The organism is Rhodoligotrophos sp. CJ14 (assembly GCF_038811545.1).
Taxonomy (GTDB): domain Bacteria; phylum Pseudomonadota; class Alphaproteobacteria; order Rhizobiales; family Im1; genus Rhodoligotrophos; species Rhodoligotrophos ferricapiens.
In genome coordinates, this window is record NZ_CP133319.1 from 909,847 (window position 1) to 927,314 (window position 17,468).

Annotated in this window: 15 protein-coding genes; 5 read left to right on the forward strand and 10 right to left on the reverse strand. The window is 62.4% G+C overall.

The window, feature by feature from the left end; all coding sequences use genetic code 11:
* Nucleotides 1-197 precede the first annotated feature (197 nt).
* From RCF49_RS04150 to RCF49_RS04165, 4 genes are all read right to left on the reverse strand, one after another.
* Nucleotides 198-1,370 carry a cystathionine gamma-synthase gene (locus RCF49_RS04150; protein WP_342642782.1) on the reverse strand — a complete coding sequence of 391 codons (1,173 nt, stop codon included), beginning with the start codon at nt 1,368-1,370 and terminating at the stop codon, nt 198-200.
* A 288-nt stretch (nt 1,371-1,658) separates the two neighbouring features.
* Entirely contained in the window at nt 1,659-3,050 is a 1,392-nt protein-coding gene (locus RCF49_RS04155) for a pyridoxal-phosphate dependent enzyme (protein ID WP_342642783.1), read from the reverse strand.
* Nucleotides 3,047-4,411: a flavin monoamine oxidase family protein gene (locus RCF49_RS04160; RefSeq protein ID WP_342642784.1), complete on the reverse strand. Its 1,365-nt coding sequence runs from the start codon at nt 4,409-4,411 to the stop codon at nt 3,047-3,049. Before RCF49_RS04160 ends, RCF49_RS04155 begins: the two co-directional genes overlap by 4 nt.
* A gap of 7 nt (nt 4,412-4,418) precedes the next feature.
* Complete coding sequence (locus RCF49_RS04165) at nt 4,419-4,937, reverse strand: dihydrofolate reductase (RefSeq protein WP_342642785.1); 519 nt, start codon at nt 4,935-4,937, stop codon at nt 4,419-4,421.
* Nucleotides 4,938-5,009: 72 nt separating this feature from the next.
* Here RCF49_RS04165 and RCF49_RS04170 point away from each other — a divergent pair, with 72 nt between their 5' ends.
* Nucleotides 5,010-5,753 (forward strand): alpha/beta fold hydrolase, encoded by a 744-nt coding sequence (locus tag RCF49_RS04170; RefSeq protein ID WP_342642786.1) that lies wholly within the window; start codon nt 5,010-5,012, stop codon nt 5,751-5,753.
* 13 nt (nt 5,754-5,766) lie between these two features.
* Here RCF49_RS04170 and ypfJ read toward each other — a convergent pair whose 3' ends face one another.
* Nucleotides 5,767-6,723, reverse strand: coding sequence for a KPN_02809 family neutral zinc metallopeptidase (ypfJ, locus tag RCF49_RS04175; RefSeq protein ID WP_342642787.1), 957 nt, complete (start codon nt 6,721-6,723; stop codon nt 5,767-5,769).
* Between the two features lie 136 nt (nt 6,724-6,859).
* On the opposite strand from ypfJ, the gene RCF49_RS04180 reads away from it, so the two are divergent.
* Together RCF49_RS04180 and gltX are read left to right on the forward strand one after the other, a co-directional pair.
* A complete protein-coding gene (locus RCF49_RS04180) occupies nt 6,860-8,521 on the forward strand; it encodes an NAD+ synthase (RefSeq protein ID WP_342642788.1) in 1,662 nt (553 codons plus the stop codon).
* Nucleotides 8,521-9,855, forward strand: a complete 1,335-nt coding sequence (gene gltX / locus RCF49_RS04185) for a glutamate--tRNA ligase (RefSeq protein WP_342644116.1) — start codon at nt 8,521-8,523, stop codon at nt 9,853-9,855. Before RCF49_RS04180 ends, gltX begins: the two co-directional genes overlap by 1 nt.
* Here gltX and RCF49_RS04190 read toward each other — a convergent pair.
* Nucleotides 9,845-10,609, reverse strand: coding sequence for an RES family NAD+ phosphorylase (locus RCF49_RS04190; RefSeq protein WP_342642789.1), 765 nt, complete (start codon nt 10,607-10,609; stop codon nt 9,845-9,847). The genes gltX and RCF49_RS04190 overlap by 11 nt on opposite strands.
* On the reverse strand, nt 10,606-11,046 hold the full coding sequence (locus RCF49_RS04195) for an MbcA/ParS/Xre antitoxin family protein (protein ID WP_342642790.1): 441 nt from the start codon (nt 11,044-11,046) through the stop codon (nt 10,606-10,608). The genes RCF49_RS04190 and RCF49_RS04195 overlap by 4 nt, the downstream gene beginning before the upstream one ends.
* 238 nt (nt 11,047-11,284) lie before the next feature.
* Between RCF49_RS04195 and RCF49_RS04200 the strand changes: the two genes are divergently transcribed.
* Complete coding sequence (locus RCF49_RS04200) at nt 11,285-12,271, forward strand: TAXI family TRAP transporter solute-binding subunit (protein WP_342642791.1); 987 nt, start codon at nt 11,285-11,287, stop codon at nt 12,269-12,271.
* A 159-nt stretch (nt 12,272-12,430) separates the two neighbouring features.
* On the forward strand, nt 12,431-14,497 hold the full coding sequence (locus RCF49_RS04205; RefSeq protein ID WP_342642792.1) for a TRAP transporter permease: 2,067 nt from the start codon (nt 12,431-12,433) through the stop codon (nt 14,495-14,497).
* Between the two features lie 28 nt (nt 14,498-14,525).
* On the opposite strand, the gene RCF49_RS04210 is transcribed toward RCF49_RS04205, so the two are convergent.
* The 3 genes from RCF49_RS04210 to RCF49_RS04220 all read right to left on the reverse strand — a co-directional run bounded on the left by RCF49_RS04210 (nt 14,526) and on the right by RCF49_RS04220 (nt 17,431).
* On the reverse strand, nt 14,526-15,725 hold the full coding sequence (locus tag RCF49_RS04210) for a benzoate/H(+) symporter BenE family transporter (protein ID WP_342642793.1): 1,200 nt from the start codon (nt 15,723-15,725) through the stop codon (nt 14,526-14,528).
* A complete protein-coding gene (locus tag RCF49_RS04215) occupies nt 15,722-16,690 on the reverse strand; it encodes an ornithine cyclodeaminase family protein (protein WP_342642794.1) in 969 nt (322 codons plus the stop codon). Before RCF49_RS04215 ends, RCF49_RS04210 begins: the two co-directional genes overlap by 4 nt.
* Nucleotides 16,691-16,798: 108 nt before the next feature.
* Entirely contained in the window at nt 16,799-17,431 is a 633-nt protein-coding gene (locus RCF49_RS04220; protein ID WP_342642795.1) for a GNAT family N-acetyltransferase, read from the reverse strand.
* Nucleotides 17,432-17,468 lie beyond the last annotated feature (37 nt).

Consider the following 17,468-nt stretch of genomic DNA (forward strand, 5'->3'; position numbering starts at 1 on the left):
ATACATGCAGATCGCGAGTGTTGGTATAGGGGAACGGCTTATGCAAGTCTATGCCGCTGACCGCGCTCCACTCTTTGCGATCAAACGTCTTCGTGAGCAGGATCGATCTGACTGTGCCAGTCCGGCTGCAGACCCGCAAGCTCACTGGCGGGCCAAGCACCCTGCCGGCTGATCACCGAGATCGTGAATATGGCAGGTTAGGCCAGCGCCTGATCGAGATCACGGATGAGATCATCCGGATCCTCGATCCCCACCGACAGCCTGACGAGCCCGTCCAGGATTCCAAGCTGCTGGCGGATCTCCGCCGGGATGGAGGCATGCGTCATGATGGCCGGATGCTCGATGAGGCTCTCAACCCCGCCGAGGCTTTCGGCCAGCGCGAAGAGCTGTGTGCGCTCTAGGAACCGGCGCGCATCCGCGAGGTCGCCCTTGAGCACTGCCGTCACCATTCCCCCATAGGCGCGCATCTGGCGCGTGGCGATGTCATGGCCTGCATGGTGCTTGAGACCGGGATAATAGACGTGGCTGATCCTCGGATGCTGGTCGAGATAATGCGCGATGATCATGGCATTCTCGCAATGGCGCTCCATTCTGACCGGCAAGGTCTTGAGCGAGCGCAGCACCAGGAAGGCATCGAACGGCGACATGACGCCCCCGACGGCATTCTGGAGATAGCCGAGCCGTTGCTTGAGATCGCCGTGCGCCGTCGTGCCCGACACCACCGCAACCCCGCCCACCACGTCGGAATGGCCATTGAGATATTTCGTGGCGGAGTGCACCACGACATCGATCCCGTGCTCGATCGGCCGCTGCAGATAGGGGGATGCGAAAGTATTGTCCGCAACCGAGATGAGGCCGTGCTTGCGGGCAAGCTGAGCGATTGCGACGAGATCGACGATCCGCAGCAGCGGATTGGTGGGCGTCTCGACCCAGATCATCCTTGTCTTCGGGGTGATCGCCGCTTCGACGGCCTCGATATTGGAAACATCAACGAAGCTCGTCGTGATCCCGGCACTGCGCTTGCGCACGTTTTCGAGGAGCCTGTAGCTGCCCCCATAGAGATCATCGCCCGCAATGACATGATCCCCCGCATTCAAGAGTTCGAGAATCGTGCCCGATGCCGCAAGGCCTGAGGCGAAGGCGAAGCCAGCCGCGCCATTCTCGAGATCGGCAATGCAGTCTTCCAGCGCCTTGCGGGTCGGGTTGCCCGAGCGCGAATATTCGTAGCCCTTGTGAACCCCAGGGCTCTGCTGAACGAAGGTTGAGCTTGCGAAGATCGGCGTCATGATCGCGCCGGTCGAGGGGTCTGGCGCCTGGCCGGCATGGATGGCGCGCGTCGCAAAGCCCTGGCGGTTGGATGGGGTAGACACCGATGGCCCTCTTTGGAGAGTGGTTCTGCTTTAAGCCTCATAAGCTGCGAACAGCAAAGCCGCAAGCATTCGCCCACGACGTCATGGCTCGGCCATCCACCTCCGCCCACCGTCATGCTCGGCCTTGAGCCGAGCATCCCGAGCAATATGGATAAGCGCTTTCCCCTCGCGCTCCTGGATCATCGGGTCGAGCCCGATGATGAAATGCGCTGGATTGTCATGCCCTGGCTTGACCAGAGCATCCAGGGCCAGATGACAGCAATCGAGTGTATTGGCTCGGGGCCGTGCTCAGCTCTGCGCGTTGAGCCGCAGATGATTGAGTATATCGATCTTGGTGATCAGCCCCTGGAATGCGCCATCGCGCATGACCGGCGCCACCATGCCGCGGCCGACGATATCGAGCACCTGTTCCAGGCTGTCGGTCGCATTCACCTTGATGAGGTCGGAGGTCATGGCGTCCTTGGCCTCGCCGGTGAAGGCACCGCCATTGCGCCAAACATGGCTCAGGAGGTCTTCCTCGTCGAGAATGCCGACCAGCCCCCCATTGTCAATCACCGGCAGCTGCGAGATCTCATGCAGCTTCATCTGCCGATAGGCCTGGATCAGCGGCGTTTTCGGCGTGATGGTCACGGTCTGCTGCTCCGCATGCTTGCGCGCGATGATATCGGTCAGGTCACCATGCTGCGGCATGTCGAGCAGCCCGTTGTCCAGCATCCAAAAATCGTTGAACATTTTGGACAGATACTTATTGCCGCTGTCACAGACCAAGGTCACCACGGTCTTGGGCTCGCTCTGCTCCAGGCAATAGCGTAGCGCCGCGGCGAGCAGTGTGCCGGTGGACGAGCCGGCGAGAATGCCTTCGACGCGCAGCAATTCCCGCGCCGTCCGGAAGGCTTCAGCATCGGAGATGGAATAGGCCTTGCTCACCCTGGAAAGGTCGACGATTGGCGGAATGAAATCCTCACCGATGCCCTCCACCAACCATGACCCAAGCTCGGTGCTGACCTCACCCGTCTCCACATAATCGGCAAGGATCGAGCCCACCGGATCGGCGAGCACGAATGCCGTGGTCGGACTGTGCTTGGCGAAATAGCGCGACACCCCGGTGATGGTGCCACCGGAGCCCACGCCGCAGACGATCGCATCGGGCATGACGCCTGCCGCCTGGCATTGCGCGAGGATCTCAGGCCCGGTGGTTGCCTCATGCGCTGCCGGATTGGCGGGATTTTCGAACTGGTTGACATAGAACCAGCCATTCTCCTCAGCCAATCGTGCGGCCATGTCCTGGTAATATTCCGGATGTCCCTTGCCCACATCCGAGCGGGTATTGATGACCTCCGCCCCCATGGCGCGCAGGTGGAACACCTTTTCCTGCGCCATCTTGTCGGGAACGACCAGCACCAGCTTATAGCCCTTCTGCGCCGCAACCAGCGCAAGGCCGAGCCCCGTATTGCCTGCGGTTGCCTCGATGATTGTGCCGCCCGGCTTGAGGGCGCCCGAGCGCTCCGCCGCCTCTATCATGGAGCGGCCGATCCGGTCCTTGATCGAGCCACCGGGATTCTGGTTCTCGAGCTTGAGGAACAGCCGGCATTTGCCGGTATCGAGCCGGGTCACCTCATGCAGCGGCGTATTGCCGATTTCCTCCAGCACTGACCGGTAGACCGCAGCTTGCATCGTCATCTCATCCCTTCCATTGCTCGTGCCCGTTCCGCTGGAGTAAGCCCCGAAGAGCTGAGGGCCCCCGGAGCAAGCCACAGCGGATCGGGGGCCAATCCTGCACGGCCGAGCGTTTCCGCTACCCGCTGGGCCGCATCAATGCCGGAAATATAAGCGCCATGGCAGGTGGCAAAGCCATGCTCACTCTGATATTCGCCCGCCAGGAAAACGCGCTCATTGACCGGCCGGCTGAATTGCCGGCGCTGGTCGGCCTCTCCCGGAAGTGCACAGGAATAGCCGCCCAGAGTAAAGGGGCTTTTTCCCCAATCCGTCACCACAGCTTTGCGGACATGGCCGCGAATGCCCTCGCCGAAAGCCCGCGCGAGCGTGTTGATGGTGAAGGCGATCATCTCTTCTTCGCCGGCCGCAGCCATGTCTCGTGCCTGATCTCCGGCGAGATGCGCGATCGCGATCGGGCGCCCGAACGGAGAGATCTCGAAATTGAGGGGCGAGGTTTGGGACGAGACCGGATCGAAAATGTCGAGATAGCGGACAGGTTGGGGCGCGGCGATCGGCTTATCGAACAACAGCGCCACCTTTTCGTAATGCCCCATCGGCACGGCCGTGAGCGCCCGCTCGAGCCAATCGGGCAGCGAAGGCTCGAGCCGCAGCCGCTTCTCCGCCAAGATCCGCGATGGCACCGCGATGATACAGGCCTTGGCTTTTACGGTGCCTTGGTCCGTGTCCACCACGACGGGATCATCGCCCGTGCCGATGCTGACCCTGTGCGCAACCACCCCGAGCGCGATCGGCAGATTTGCGGCGATCCGCGCGATCAGCGCGCCATAGCCGCCACTGACCGGCAGGTTCACATGGCTTTCGTCATAGCGGCTGAAATCCGCAGCCGAGATCTGCTCAGGCTCCCGCGAGGTCATCAGGGCGAACCAGTGCCGGATGAGCGGCCCGAGCGGATCTGAACGATCGAGCAGATCTGCCGCCGCAACATCGCGGCCCTTTGCGCCTTCCGCGCTGACATGATCCAGCGCGTTCCAGACGGCCTCGCGCACCGCGCCACCGAACGACCAGCGCCCGTCCATGAATGTGGCGATCGCCGGTGGCCTGCCGGTTTCGCGCTCATAAGCATGACCCAGCCGATCGGCGAGAACGCGCAAGGGATTGCGATCTGCGGTGTGGAACCAGTGGCAGCCCCGGTCCCAGGCAACACCGAGACTGTCCAAATCCGTATGAGCGCGCCCGCCAACGCGCGCCCGTGCTTCCAGAATAGCCGTGCTGAGCCCCAGCCTCGCAAGGGCGTGGCCAGCCCCGATGCCGGCAGCACCGGCCCCAATGACGACCACATCCAGAGTGCTGGGGAGATCGCGCATCGATCGCCTATCGGCCCCGCACCTGCTGGCGCTCGAAAATGATGAGCGTCGCATCCGCGCTGTCAGTCTCCTCGGCCGCATAGCTGTGGCGCTCGACCTCCCGCCACTCATCGCGCGGCAAGTCCGGGAAATAGACATCGCCGGGCGGTGAGGCGTGGATGCGGGTGAAATAGATGCGATGCGCCATGGGCAGCATCTCCCGGAAGATGGCGGATCCCCCGATCACGGCGATTTCATCAGCATTGCGCTCGACGGCCCTGGCGGCGGCGAGCCGCAAAGCCGCCTCGGTCGAGCGCACCACGAACACGCCCTCCGGCGCGAAGGTCAAGGACCGGGTGATCACGATATTGTCCCGGCCGGGCAAGGGACGCCCGATCGAATCATAGGTCTTTCGGCCCATGATGATCGGTTTGCCCATCGTGAGCTGGCGAAAGCGCTTGAGATCAGAGGGAAGATGCCATGGCATCCCCCCTTCCCGGCCAATGACGCCATTCTCCGCGACAGCGACGACAAAACTGATCTTCATGATGCTTGCCTCGCGCGCCAATGCATGCGGTAAGGGACGAGATTGATTTAAGGGTCTCGGAGAGGTCTGTCCATGAAGTCGGCACTTGTCTTTATCCATGGCCTTGGTGGATCAGGCCAGATTTGGCAGGATCAGATGGCGCATTTTTCGGCTGACCGCCCCGTCCTGGCCTGGGATGCGCCGGGCTACGAGGGCAAGCCCCTGCTCTCGCCCCTGACCTTCGAAACCCTCAGCGATGTGCTTCTCGCCGACATGGACGCGGCGGGCATCGATCGTGCGGTGCTGGTCGGCCACTCCTTGGGCGGCATGCTGGCGCAAGTGGTGGTCGCGCAAGCGCCCGAGCGTGTGGCAGGGCTCGCGCTGGTCTCGACGAGCCCCGCCTTTGGCGATCCCAAGGGCGAGTTTCAGCAGCGCTTCTTGCGCGAACGTCTCGACCCCCTGGATAAGGGCCTCAGCATGGCCGAGCTCGCGGGGCCCGCAACCTCCGCCATGCTGGGCGCCAACCCGGATGAGCAGGGTGTGGCACGCGCCGAACGGGCCTTGGCGGCCACGCGGCCTGAGACCTATCGGGCCTATCTCGACCTCATCACCCGCTTCGATGCCCGCGCCACCCTGGCCACGATCGCCTGCCCGGCCCTGGTGATCGTCGGCGAGCACGATAAGGCTTCGCCCCCGATCGTATCGGAGAAGATGGCCCAGAGGATCCCGCAAGGCCGCTACGTGATGGTGCCCGCGGCCGGCCATATGCTGCCTTTCGAGCAGCCGGCTATCTTCAATGCCGCGCTCCAGGCTTTTCTCGACGAGAATGGCCTGTGAGCGTCTTGCCGGGTTAGAGCTGAGAGGCGTTGAACGTATCGCACTGGCGGGGATCACCGGTCTCCAGGCCTTTGGTGAACCACCGGACCCGCTGGGCCGATGTGCCATGCGTGAAGGATTCCGGCACGACATAGCCCTGGGTCTCCCGCTGCAGGCGATCATCGCCCACTGCCGCCGCTGCATTTAGGCCGGATTCCACGTCACCTTGCTCCAACAGGTGGGTGTTCTTGTTGGCATTGTTCGCCCACACGCCGGCAAAGCAGTCCGCCTGCAGCTCGACCATGATCGACAGCTGGTTCTGCTGCTCCGGCGACAGCTGGTCCCGCATCGAATCGACCTTCTGGGTGATCCCGAGGAGGGTTTGCACATGGTGCCCCACCTCATGCGCGATCACATAGGCCTGGGCGAAGTCGCCGGGAGCGCCGAGCCTGTCCCGCAGCTCCTTGTAGAAGGCGAGATCGATATAGACCTTCTGATCGGCCGGACAGTAGAACGGCCCCATGGCCGTCTGTGCAAAGCCACAGGCCGACTGGATGCCGCCACTGAAAAGAACCAGGGTCGGATCGGTATATTGGGTCCCAAGCTGCGGCATGAGCTTCTGCCAGGTATCCTCGGTACTGCCGAGCACCGCCGAGACAAAATCCTTCATCTGGTCGGTGACGGCCGCATTCTGCTGGCCGGCGCCCATGTTTGCTCCGGCACCGCCGGCATTTGGCCCGGTTTGATAAGACCCTTGCTGCTGGGTGATCGCGACATTGCCACCCGAGCCATCAAGCAATGTGGTGGGATCGATTCCGAGGAAATAAGAAAGGCCCAGGATCACCACCAGGCCGACAATGCCGATGCCACCGCGTCCACCGATCGGCAGGCGCATGCCGCCGCCGCCCAAACCACCGGGACCACCGAACCCACCGCCGGCGCCTCTTTGATCCTCGACATTTGTGCTGCGACGTTGATCTTGCCAGCGCATGCTCAGCTCCTCGGGCTCGCACTTTTTATAGCTTAGCGGGACTCTGCGTATGATTTCCTAACGTCCGGTTGCAGTTTTGTTCCGATCGACACCCCGGATGATTGCCCGTACCTGCGACCGGCGCTAAGAGGATGCCATGTCCGATGAACTCGCGATAGCGCTTGCGCAGCTGAACCCGACAATGGGCGCAATCGAAGCCAATCTGGGCCTGGCGCGTGAAGCCCGCATGACGGCGGCGGCCGCCGGAGCGGACCTGGTCGTCTTCAGCGAGCTGTTCATTTCCGGTTATCCTCCCGAAGACCTGGTCTTGAGGCCAAGCCTGGTCGAAAGCGCACAGCGAGCGATTAAGACGCTTGCGGATGACACCGCCGATGGCGGCCCTGGCGTGGTGATCGGAACGCCTTGGGCGGAGAACGGCCAAACCTATAATGCGGTTGCGCTTCTGGATGGTGGTGCGATCTCCACCCTCCGCTTCAAGCACAACTTGCCCAATTACGGCGTCTTCGACGAGAAGCGTGTCTTTGCAGCGGGACCTGTGCCGGGCCCTGTCAATTTCCGCGGTATCCGGATCGGGCTGGCCATCTGCGAGGACATCTGGACGGAAGATGTCTGCGAATGTCTCCAGGAGGCCGGCGCCGAGCTGCTGATCATCGCGAACGGATCTCCTTTCGAGGCTGGCAAGCACGATATCCGCATGCAGCAGGCCATTGCCCGCGTGATCGAGACCGGCTTGCCGCTAGCCTATGTCAATCAGATCGGCGGCCAGGATGAACTTGTCTTTGATGGTGCGTCCTTCATCCTGAACGCGGATGGCAGCCTGGCTGTGCAATTGCAGGCATGGGAGGAGCAGCTCGCGCTCACCCGCTGGCAGCGCACCGACGGCGGCTGGGCGTGTTCGACCGGCACGCGCGCCATTCTCGAGGAAGGTCTCGAGGCGGTCTATCGCGCCTGTGTGACCGGCCTGCGCGACTATGTCCTCAAGAACGGATTTTCCAGCGTCCTGCTCGGCCTCTCCGGCGGGATCGACAGCGCGCTCTGCGCATCGATCGCGGTGGATGCGCTGGGCCCGGAGCAGGTTCGCGGCCTGATGCTGCCCTATCGCCACACCAGTCCCGCAAGCCTGGTCGATGCCAAGGCCTGCGCTGATCTTCTGGGCATCGACCATCAGGTCATTTCGATCATCGAGCCCGTCGAAGCGGTGAACGCCGCTCTCGCGCCCCTATTTCACGCCCGTGCGATCGATACCGCCGAGGAAAATATACAGTCGCGTATGCGTGGCCTCATGCTGATGGCGATCTCGAACAAGCTCGGGCCGATGCTGGTGACGACCGGCAACAAGTCGGAAATCTCCGTGGGCTATGCCACGCTCTATGGCGATATGAATGGTGGCTTCAACCCGATTAAGGACCTCTACAAGACCGAGGTTTTTGCGCTGGCACGGCTGCGGAACGGGCATCGGCCACGCGGCTGCAAGGGTCCGGAAGGCCCGGTGATCCCTGAGACCATCCTGATGAAACCTCCTTCCGCGGAACTGCGCCCCGACCAGAAGGATGAGGACAGCCTTCCCCCTTACGAGACGCTTGATCCCATCCTGCGCGCACTGATCGAGGAGGATTTATCGATCGCCGCCATCGCCGACCGCGGCTTTGACCGCGCGACGGTGGAGCGGGTCGAGCAACTGGTCTATCATGCGGAATATAAGCGGCGCCAGGCACCTCCCGGGGTAAAGCTCGGCTGCCGCACGTTCGATCGCGACCGACGCTATCCCATCACCAATCATTTTCGAGACCGAGGCTGATCGCCATGGCAACAAGGGTGCGCTTTGCGCCAAGCCCGACCGGCAGAATTCACATTGGCAATACCCGCACAGCGGTGCTGAACTGGCTTTTTGCCCGCAAGACGGGCGGTGAGTTCCTGCTGCGCCTGGATGACACGGACACGGCTCGCTCCACCGAAGCCTTCGCCCGCGGTATCGTGGAAGACTTGGAATGGCTTGGCCTCAGGCCAGATTTCATGTTCCGCCAATCAGACAGGCTCGACCGCTATGACGCGGCAACCGAGCGTCTGAAGGCAGCTGGCCGCCTCTATGCTTGCTACGAGACCCCTGACGAGTTGGACCGGAAGCGCAAACGCCAGCTCGCCCGGGGCCTGCCGCCTGTTTACGACCGCAGCGCGCTTAAGCTCACCCCCGAGGAGAAGGCGCGATTTGAAGCCGAGGGCCGCCGCCCGCACTGGCGCTTTCTGCTGGAGCAGCGGCGGGTTGCCTGGAATGACCATATTCGCGGGCCCCAGTCCTTTGACTTCGACAGCCTGTCCGACCCGGTGCTGATCCGCAATGACGGCAGCTATCTCTACACCTTGCCGAGCGTGGTCGACGATATCGACGAAAAGATCACCCACGTGATCCGCGGCGAGGATCACGTCACCAACACGGCCGTACAGATCCAGCTGTTCGAGGCCTTGGGCGCGACCGCACCCGATTTTGCCCATCATAGCTTATTGCTTGGGGCGGACGGCCAGGGCCTTTCCAAACGGACAGGCGCCCTCTCCATCGAGAGCCTGCGCGAGAGTGGCATCGAGCCCCTGGCGGTGGTCACCCTTGCCGCAACGCTTGGCACCTCCGAGACGGTGCATCTGCCTGAGAATGTCGCCGAGCTTATCGCGCATTTCGACCTTGCCCGGCTCTCGCGGGCTCCGGTGCGGTTCGACGAGGCGGAGCTGCGCGCACTCAGCGCACGGCTCATCCACTCCCTGCCCTACACGGCTGTTGCTGAACGCCTTACCGCATTGGGCGTCGGGGGTGGCGAGCCCTTTTGGCTGGCTGTGCGCGGCAATCTTGAGCGCGTGGCCGAGGCGGCGGTGTGGTGGCACGTCGTGAATGACCCCGTGGAGGCTGAGGCGGATGATCCGGCCTTTCTGGCGCAAGCGCGCACTTTGCTGCCCGACGAGCCCTGGGGAGCCGAGACCTGGCGCGACTGGACCAATCGCCTTAAAGAGGCCACCGGCCGCAAGGGCAAAGCCCTGTTCATGCCCTTGCGCAAGGCGCTGACCGGGCTCGATCACGGTCCGGAGATGTCGGGTTTGTTGCCCTTGATCGGGCGCGAGCGGGTGATCGAGCGGCTCAGGTCGTGACCTGAACCTCCATGGCGCTGATTCGGGCGACGCTCAGTTTGCCCGAAGCGCTCCAGCTATAGCGGTAATGATCGCCCTGCATCACAGGAAGCTGAACCAGTGACGGCCGGTATATGCAAAGGCACGTCCCCCCTTCCCGCCTGACGCTGTCATAGATGATGCCGTTCTTGCCCGCGCGCCGCTTGCTGTTATGCGCCATGCTATAGGCCTGATCTCCATCGGCAGGCGGCGGCCAGCGCAGCCTCACCCCAAAAGCCTGTGATATCGAATAATCTGCGGCGTCATAGAGATCGGGACGCGTGTGCCTCTGCCCGCGCAGATCGATGACCAGCCCATTCATTTGGGCAATCAGCTCGCGCATCTCAATCACATTGGGAAATCCGCCCTCCGACAGACGCAGCCGACGTTCCGCATGATAGACGGTCTCGGCAATGGCAGTCTCAATCTCGAGAGCGGCATACCAGGCGCCGAGCCTGCCATCGGTAAAGCGCCCGCCCTTCTGGTCCGCATGCAGGAAGGCCGCCATCACGAGGCTCGCCGTTGGTCCGGAGATGATTTCGCCCGGCTCGAATAGTGTGATCCGGCTTGCGAGCGTGGTCATCCGGTCATTGGTCAGCGCTTCCAGGATGAAGGCTGCCCGCAGATCCTCTTCACTATCGGCGATTTCGTCGAACACCCCCACCGTCGGATAGCGGCTGGCGATGAGCCTATGGCCGGTGGCATTGATCGTGACCGTCGCAAGTCCGTCCGTCATTTGAGACCGCGCCAGGCGTCGAGATAGCGGCGCACCGCGTAGAGATCATCCATGCCGCCCCGAAGCATATGCGCGAGCGGCGAGCGCCCGGCGAAGGGAACGTCATGGTTCGGGCTTTTCAGCCAGCGCATGGCGCCGTCATCCTCCGCGAACACGAGCTTGAGCGCCTTGTAGATGCCGAGCACCAGCGAGATCCGTTCGAGCTGATCGCGGGAGAGAACCGAAATCCGGCCATTCTGCCAATTATGGTACGTCTGCCGGGCAATGCCGCCCAAGAGGATCTGGCGCTCCCCGACAGACAGCTGCCAGCGCTGCGCGAGATTGAAAAAGAGTCGGACCGCAGGCGCTGAAAGAGCCTCGCGCTGCTTTTTGGCCCCGAGGTCGATATCCTGTTCTGGGGCCACTGCTGCTGCGGAGGCTCCGGTGTGACGAGCCATGTTCACCTCCAACCTTTGTCTATATGTACAACGTTGGACTTAAACGTCAAGAGTGACCATGTGCTATTTGTGGTTTCCGTCTATAGTTGCTGGCGAACTCGGCTCTATACACCCGACTCGGCGATGAATAGCCGTCAACCTAGACGAAACGCTGATGAGCAACCGGGAATAAACTGTCGACAATTGGAGCGTGTGCGGCCATTTTCAGGTCTGCAGACGAAGAACATGGGGAAGGCTGATGAAGTTCATCGCTAGATCTGGTCGCCTCTTAGGCTTGGCCATCGCAACCGCGGTTTTGGGTGCGACACTTGCTATCGCGCAGACACCGGCATTCTTCCGAATTGGCACCGGCGGTACTGCCGGCACCTACTACCCGATCGGCGGATTGATTGCGAATGCGATCTCCGCCACCAGCGGCCACGGCGTCGAGGGTCTTGTGGCAACGGCGGTCTCGTCCAACGGCTCCGTTGCGAATATCAACGCGATCCAGGCCGGCAGCATGGAATCGGGCTTCACCCAGTCCGACGTCGCTTATTGGGCGCATACCGGCACCGGTCTTTATGAAGGCAAGCCCAAGGTCGAGGATCTCCGCCTCATCGCGACGCTCTATCCCGAAACCATTCACATCGTCGCGCGCAAGGATGCCAACATCAAATCCGTTGCCGACCTCAAGGGCAAGCGGGTCTCGATCGACGAGCCCGGCTCGGGCACCATCGTCGATGCGCGGATCGTGCTGGCAGCTTACGGCCTGACCGAGAAGGATATTCAACCTGAATATCTGAAGCCCGGCCCTGCTGGCGACCGGCTGCGGGACAATTCGCTGGATGCCTACTTCTTCGTCGGTGGATATCCCACGGGTGCCATTTCCGAGCTGGCCACATCCTCAGGCATCAGCCTCGTCCCCATTGACGGCGAGGGCGCCAAGAAGCTGCTGGAGCAATACAGCTTCTTCAGCGAAGACACTGTGCCTGCGAACACTTATACGGGCGTGGGCGAGACCAAGACGCTCGCGGTGGCGGCTCAATGGGTCACCAGCGCCAAGCAGCCCGAGGAGCTCGTCTACAACATCACCAAGGCGCTGTGGAGCGATGCGACCCGCAAGGAGCTCGATGCGGGTCACGCCAAAGGCAAGATGATCACCTTGCAGAATGCCACCACCAGCCTTGGCATACCTTTGCACCCCGGCGCTGAGCGCTTTTACAAGGAAGCGGGCATCCTGAAATAAATGCGGCCGGGCCACGGACCCCATTGACGGAATTCAACGCCTCCTAAGCCGCATGCAGGCCCAGCATGCGGCTATTTCTGAAGCACTTTACGGGGCTCGGCGGGTATCAATCCGGCCCTTCGCGCTTTGTGGGCACATTCTCAAAACCAAGGTTGTCTGATGACGGACTCGAAGCAAGACGACGTGCACCTTGCTCCACTCGAACTCGACGAAGAGAAAGCGCGCGAGCTCGAAGAGAAATTCGATTCCGAAATCCGCTTCCGCCCCCTATCGCCCGTGCCCGGCCTGATTGTCGGGACGGCATTGGTCGCGCTGTCAATCTTTCACTATTACACCGCCGGCTTCGGGCTTCTGCCTGAGATGCTTCACCGCGGCATCCACTTGTCCTTTGTCCTGGCGCTGGTCTTTCTGGTCTTTCCCTTATCGAAGCGCGGCTATACCGAACCCGCCCCGAGCAGCCTGATTAGGCCTTTCGGCATTTCCCTCCTGGATTGGGCACTCGCGATCCTTGCGGTGTTTGCTGTGATGCATGTGCCGCTGATCCCGCTGGACGAGCTGGCATTCCGGGTCGGCAATCCCACGGCGGCCGATGTCTTCTTCGGCGGCGCGCTCATTCTTCTGCTGCTCGAGGCGACCCGCCGCTCGGTGGGCTGGCCTCTCCCGATCATTTCACTGCTGTTCATGGCCTATGCGCTCTATGGCCCTGCCATGCCGGGCATTCTCGTCCATCCCGGATCGAGCCTCTCGCAGCTGATCGATCATCTCTATATGACCACCCAAGGCATCTACGGCATCGCCCTGGGCGTGGTCGCGACCTATGTCTTTCACTTCGTGCTGTTTGGCGTCTTTGCGACGCGTATCGGGCTGGGCCAGCTCTTCCTGGATTGCGCCGCCTGGGTGGCCGGCCGCTTTGCAGGCGGCCCCGCCAAGGTATCGATCTTTGGCTCGGCCCTGTTCGGCATGATTTCAGGCTCGTCCGTGGCGAACACGGTCACCGTCGGCTCGCTCACCATCCCGGCGATGATCAAGCTGGGCTACAAGCGGCATTTCGCGGCGGCGGTTGAATCGGCGGCCTCCACCGGGGGCCAGATCACGCCGCCCATCATGGGCGCTGCAGCCTTCCTGATGATCGAATTTCTGGGCCTCCCCTATACGACCATCATTCTGGCTGCGATCGTGCCGGCCTTCATGCATTTCTTCGGCGTGCTCATGCAGGTGCATTTCGAGGCCAAGCGCAACGGCCTGCGCGGCTTGCGGCCCGATGAAATGCCAGACGTGGCGGCCGCCCTGAAGCGCGACTGGCCGACCGTCATTCCCCTCATTGCGCTGATCACCATTCTGCTTATGGGCTACACGCCCTATCTCGCAGCCTTCTGGGGCATCACCCTCTGTATTGCCGTCGGGCTGCTCAATCCGCGCAACCGCATGAGCATCGGCGAGATCTTCGTGGGCCTGCGCGATGGCGCGAAATACGCGCTCGCCGTTGGCGCTGCCGCCGCCACCGTAGGGATTATCGTGGGCGTCGTCACCCTGACCGGCGTCGGTTTCAAGATCTCCTATATCGTCACCACCACTGCCGCCGATATCGCCACCTGGTTTGGCGGCATCATTCCCCCCGAGATCTTCAGCCCGAAGGGCTTGACCCTGCTGTTCACGCTGATCATGACCGGCGTGGTCTGCATCCTCATGGGCTGCGGCATTCCCACCACCGCCAATTACATCATCATGGCGACCATCGCTGCGCCGGCCCTGGGCCTGCTCGGTGTCGAGCCGATCGTCGCCCATTTCTTCGTCTTCTATTACGGCGTGCTCGCTGACATCACGCCCCCCGTCGCGCTCGCGGCCTATGCGGCGGCCGGCATGGCCGGTGCCGATCCGTTCAAGACGGGCAACACCGCCTTCCGGCTCGGGCTTGGCAAGGTGCTCGTGCCCTTTGTCTTTGTCTTTTCGCCCTCGCTTCTGCTTGTGACCAAGGACTTCAGCTGGGGATCCTTCATCCTCGCCTTCCTGGGCTGCGCGGCCGGCATCACCTGCCTCGGTGCGGCCCTCTCCGGCTACCTTCTGACCCACCTGAAGGCCTGGGAGCGTCTATTGCTCGTGCTCGCCTCGATCCTGCTGATCGCCCCGGAGCTTTATTCGACCTTGCTCGGTGCCGCCTTGGTCTTGCCGGTCGCCATCCGCCAGTTCGGCGCCTATCAGACTGGTCCAGCGAAGGTCGGGCCGTAAGATGCGTCCTTGAAAAGGCGAAAACGCTCTATTGGGCAGCAGCCCGCCAATGGGTCAGCGCATAGATGGCACCGCCCGCCACCAGCCCCCAGAAGGCGCCGCTGATGCCAAGCAGTCCGATGCCTGACGCGGTGACGAGAAAGGTTACCACACCCGCTTCGCGATTGGTTTGGTCCGCCATAGCCCCCATCAAGGCGGCGCCGAATGCCCCAAGTAAGGCGAGACCGGCAACCGCCTGGATGAGGATCGGTGGCGAGGCCGCAAGCAGGGCAGTCGCAGCAGCCGCACTCAAGCCGAGCACCACATAGCTGATCCCCGCGATCACCGCTGCCCAGTAGCGCCGCTTGGGATCGGGATCGGCCTCATCCCCCGCGCAGATGGCGGCCGTGATGGCGGCGAGATTGAGCGCATGTCCCCCGAAGGGCGCCGCAATCAGACTGCACAAGCCTGTCCAGGTGAACAGCGCCCCCGGATCAGGACGATAATTGTTGGCGTTGAGCACCGCCATACCCGGAATGTTCTGTGAAGCCATGGTGACGATGAACAATGGCAAGGCGATCCCGATGATGGCGGACAGCGAGAAGCTTGGCGTGACCGGCACCAATATTGGCCAGAGCGAGCCAATCTCCTGGCCGGCAAGGTCGGTGCTGATGATCAGGAGGACGACCGTCATGAGCACCGCTGCCGGCACCGCATAGAGCCTTTTGAACCGGGCGACGATCGCCCAGGTCACGATGATCGTCAGCGCAAAGGCGGGCAGCTCGGCAACCGCCTTGACCGGAGCAAGGCACAAGCCGAGCAGCACGCCCGCGAGCATGGCATTGGCCAGAGGGGCGGGAATGGCGGCGACGGCTCGGCCCAAAGGCCGCCAAAGGCCGGCGAACACAATCAACAGGCCTGAGACAAGGAAAGCGCCCACGGCTGCGGAAAAGCCCCCTTCGACCGCACCGGAGCTCGCAAGCAACGCTGCTCCTGGCGTTGACCAGGCGAGGCTGATCGGCATGCGGTGCTTGAAGCTGAGATAGATGGCACAGACGCCCTTCACCACCGCCAGCGCCATCAGCCCCGATGCGGCTTGGGCGGGGGAAGCCCCAACCGCCTGCAGCCCGGCGATCACCACCGCAAACGAACTGGCAAATCCGACGCTCGCGGCGAGCACGCCGGCCGCGACCGCGGCGATTGAGGGCCCGCGCTGGACCGCCGGTTGCATCGCTTCGCTGCCGCTCATCCCGCACTCCCAGTCGATGCGGCAACTCGCTCCATCAGATACATGGCCGTGAACAGATCCAGATGAGCGCCGCCGCCATTCTTGAACAGCGTGATCTCCTCAGCCATTTGCCGCCCGGGTACCTCCCCGCGACAAAGCTCGAACAAATCGCCGATGATGTCGCTCCGTCGGATGATGCCGCGGCGCAAAGGATCACCGAGATCGCCGGGCTGATCGATGCCGTAGCGGCGTGAATCACAATAGAGCCGCGCCCGCAGCACCGCCTCGTCATCGCACTCGCGCATCTCGGGCGTGAAGCTTCCGACGAGATCGAGATGGCAGCCGGGCTTAAGCCAGCGCCCCTGAATCACCGGCGCAACCGCTGCCGTCGCGCAGGTGATGATGTCGGCCGATTGCGCGGCGCCCGCAAGATCATCGCTTATCTCCGCCGCAAAGCCCTCGACCGCAAGCGCCTCCGCAAGCTTGGCGGCCTTACCACCCGACCTGTTCCAGACGATGAACCGGCGCAGACCCGGCCTTATCGCGGCATGCGCCCGGACGAGATAGGGCGCAAGCGCTCCCGCCCCGCAGATGAGCAGGGTCGAGACATCCGGGCGGGCCAGCAGTCTGGCGCCAAGGGCTGAATCGGCTGCCGTCTTGTAATAGGTGAGCACCGTCCCATCGATGAGGGCCTTTGGCGTTCCCGTCTCCCCATCCAAGAGCACATAGACCCCCTGCACCGCCGGCAGCGCGCCGGGTTTTGCAGGATTGAGCGGCATCACAGTGACGAGCTTGGCGCCGAACGCATGACCCGGCGCCCAGGCAGGCAGGACAAAGAACGTATCGGGCGTTTCACCGCCCCCGCTGTGATGGAGTTCGGAGCGATCATCCAATGGCGGCGGCAGCCGATGTGCCACCGCCAATGCCTCGACGAGCCCCTGAAAATCCAGGAGCCTGTGCACGCTTTCCGCGTCGATGAATTGCATGGGGCGCCCTCACTCGGAGCGCGATCATACCCGGTAATGCGAACGATACGGAGCCCGATTTACGGACGCCACCTCAGGCGCAAGCCTGCCCGCCCGAGGTAACCAGGCTCAATTGTCCGACGATCCGGAGCGGGTGACGGATCGATCCAAGACGCCCGGCTTGTCCCACTGCCCTTCCGGTCGAATGAGCACATAAGGGTCGGTCTTGAGCGACAGCGCTTCTGGATGCGGCTCCACCTCGATGACGATTTCGGTATAGCGATAGTCAGAGAAGATCAGCTCGCGCCGTGGCTCAACCGGCTTGCCGCCGAACCGGGCCCAAAAGCTTACCAGCGGATCCTGGGCATGGCCATAGATCTTGGTATAGCCCTTCATCCGGCACAGTTCGATCGCCGCCTTGGCCATGGTCATGGCCATGCGCGACTTTCGATAGGCTTGGCGGACCGCGAACCGCTCGAGCTTGGCAAAATCGGCGAAATACCGGATCCGCATACAGGCGACAGGTTCATCCCCGATATAGCCGAGGAGGTGGGACGCGGAAAAATCGTTCCCGTCGAACTCTTCCTCGTATGGGCAGTCCTGCTCGCTTAGATAGACCGCGGATCGTATAGCGAAGACCTTCATCATGTCTTCGATACAGTCGACGATCTTTATACCGATTTCCTTCCTATTGGTGAAAGGCGATCTCTGTTCGCCCTTCTTATAGGTATTGAAGGAATAGCTGGCATTGAGCCTGCTCATACCCTGCTCCATTTACCCCGTCGCCTGACCACGCATG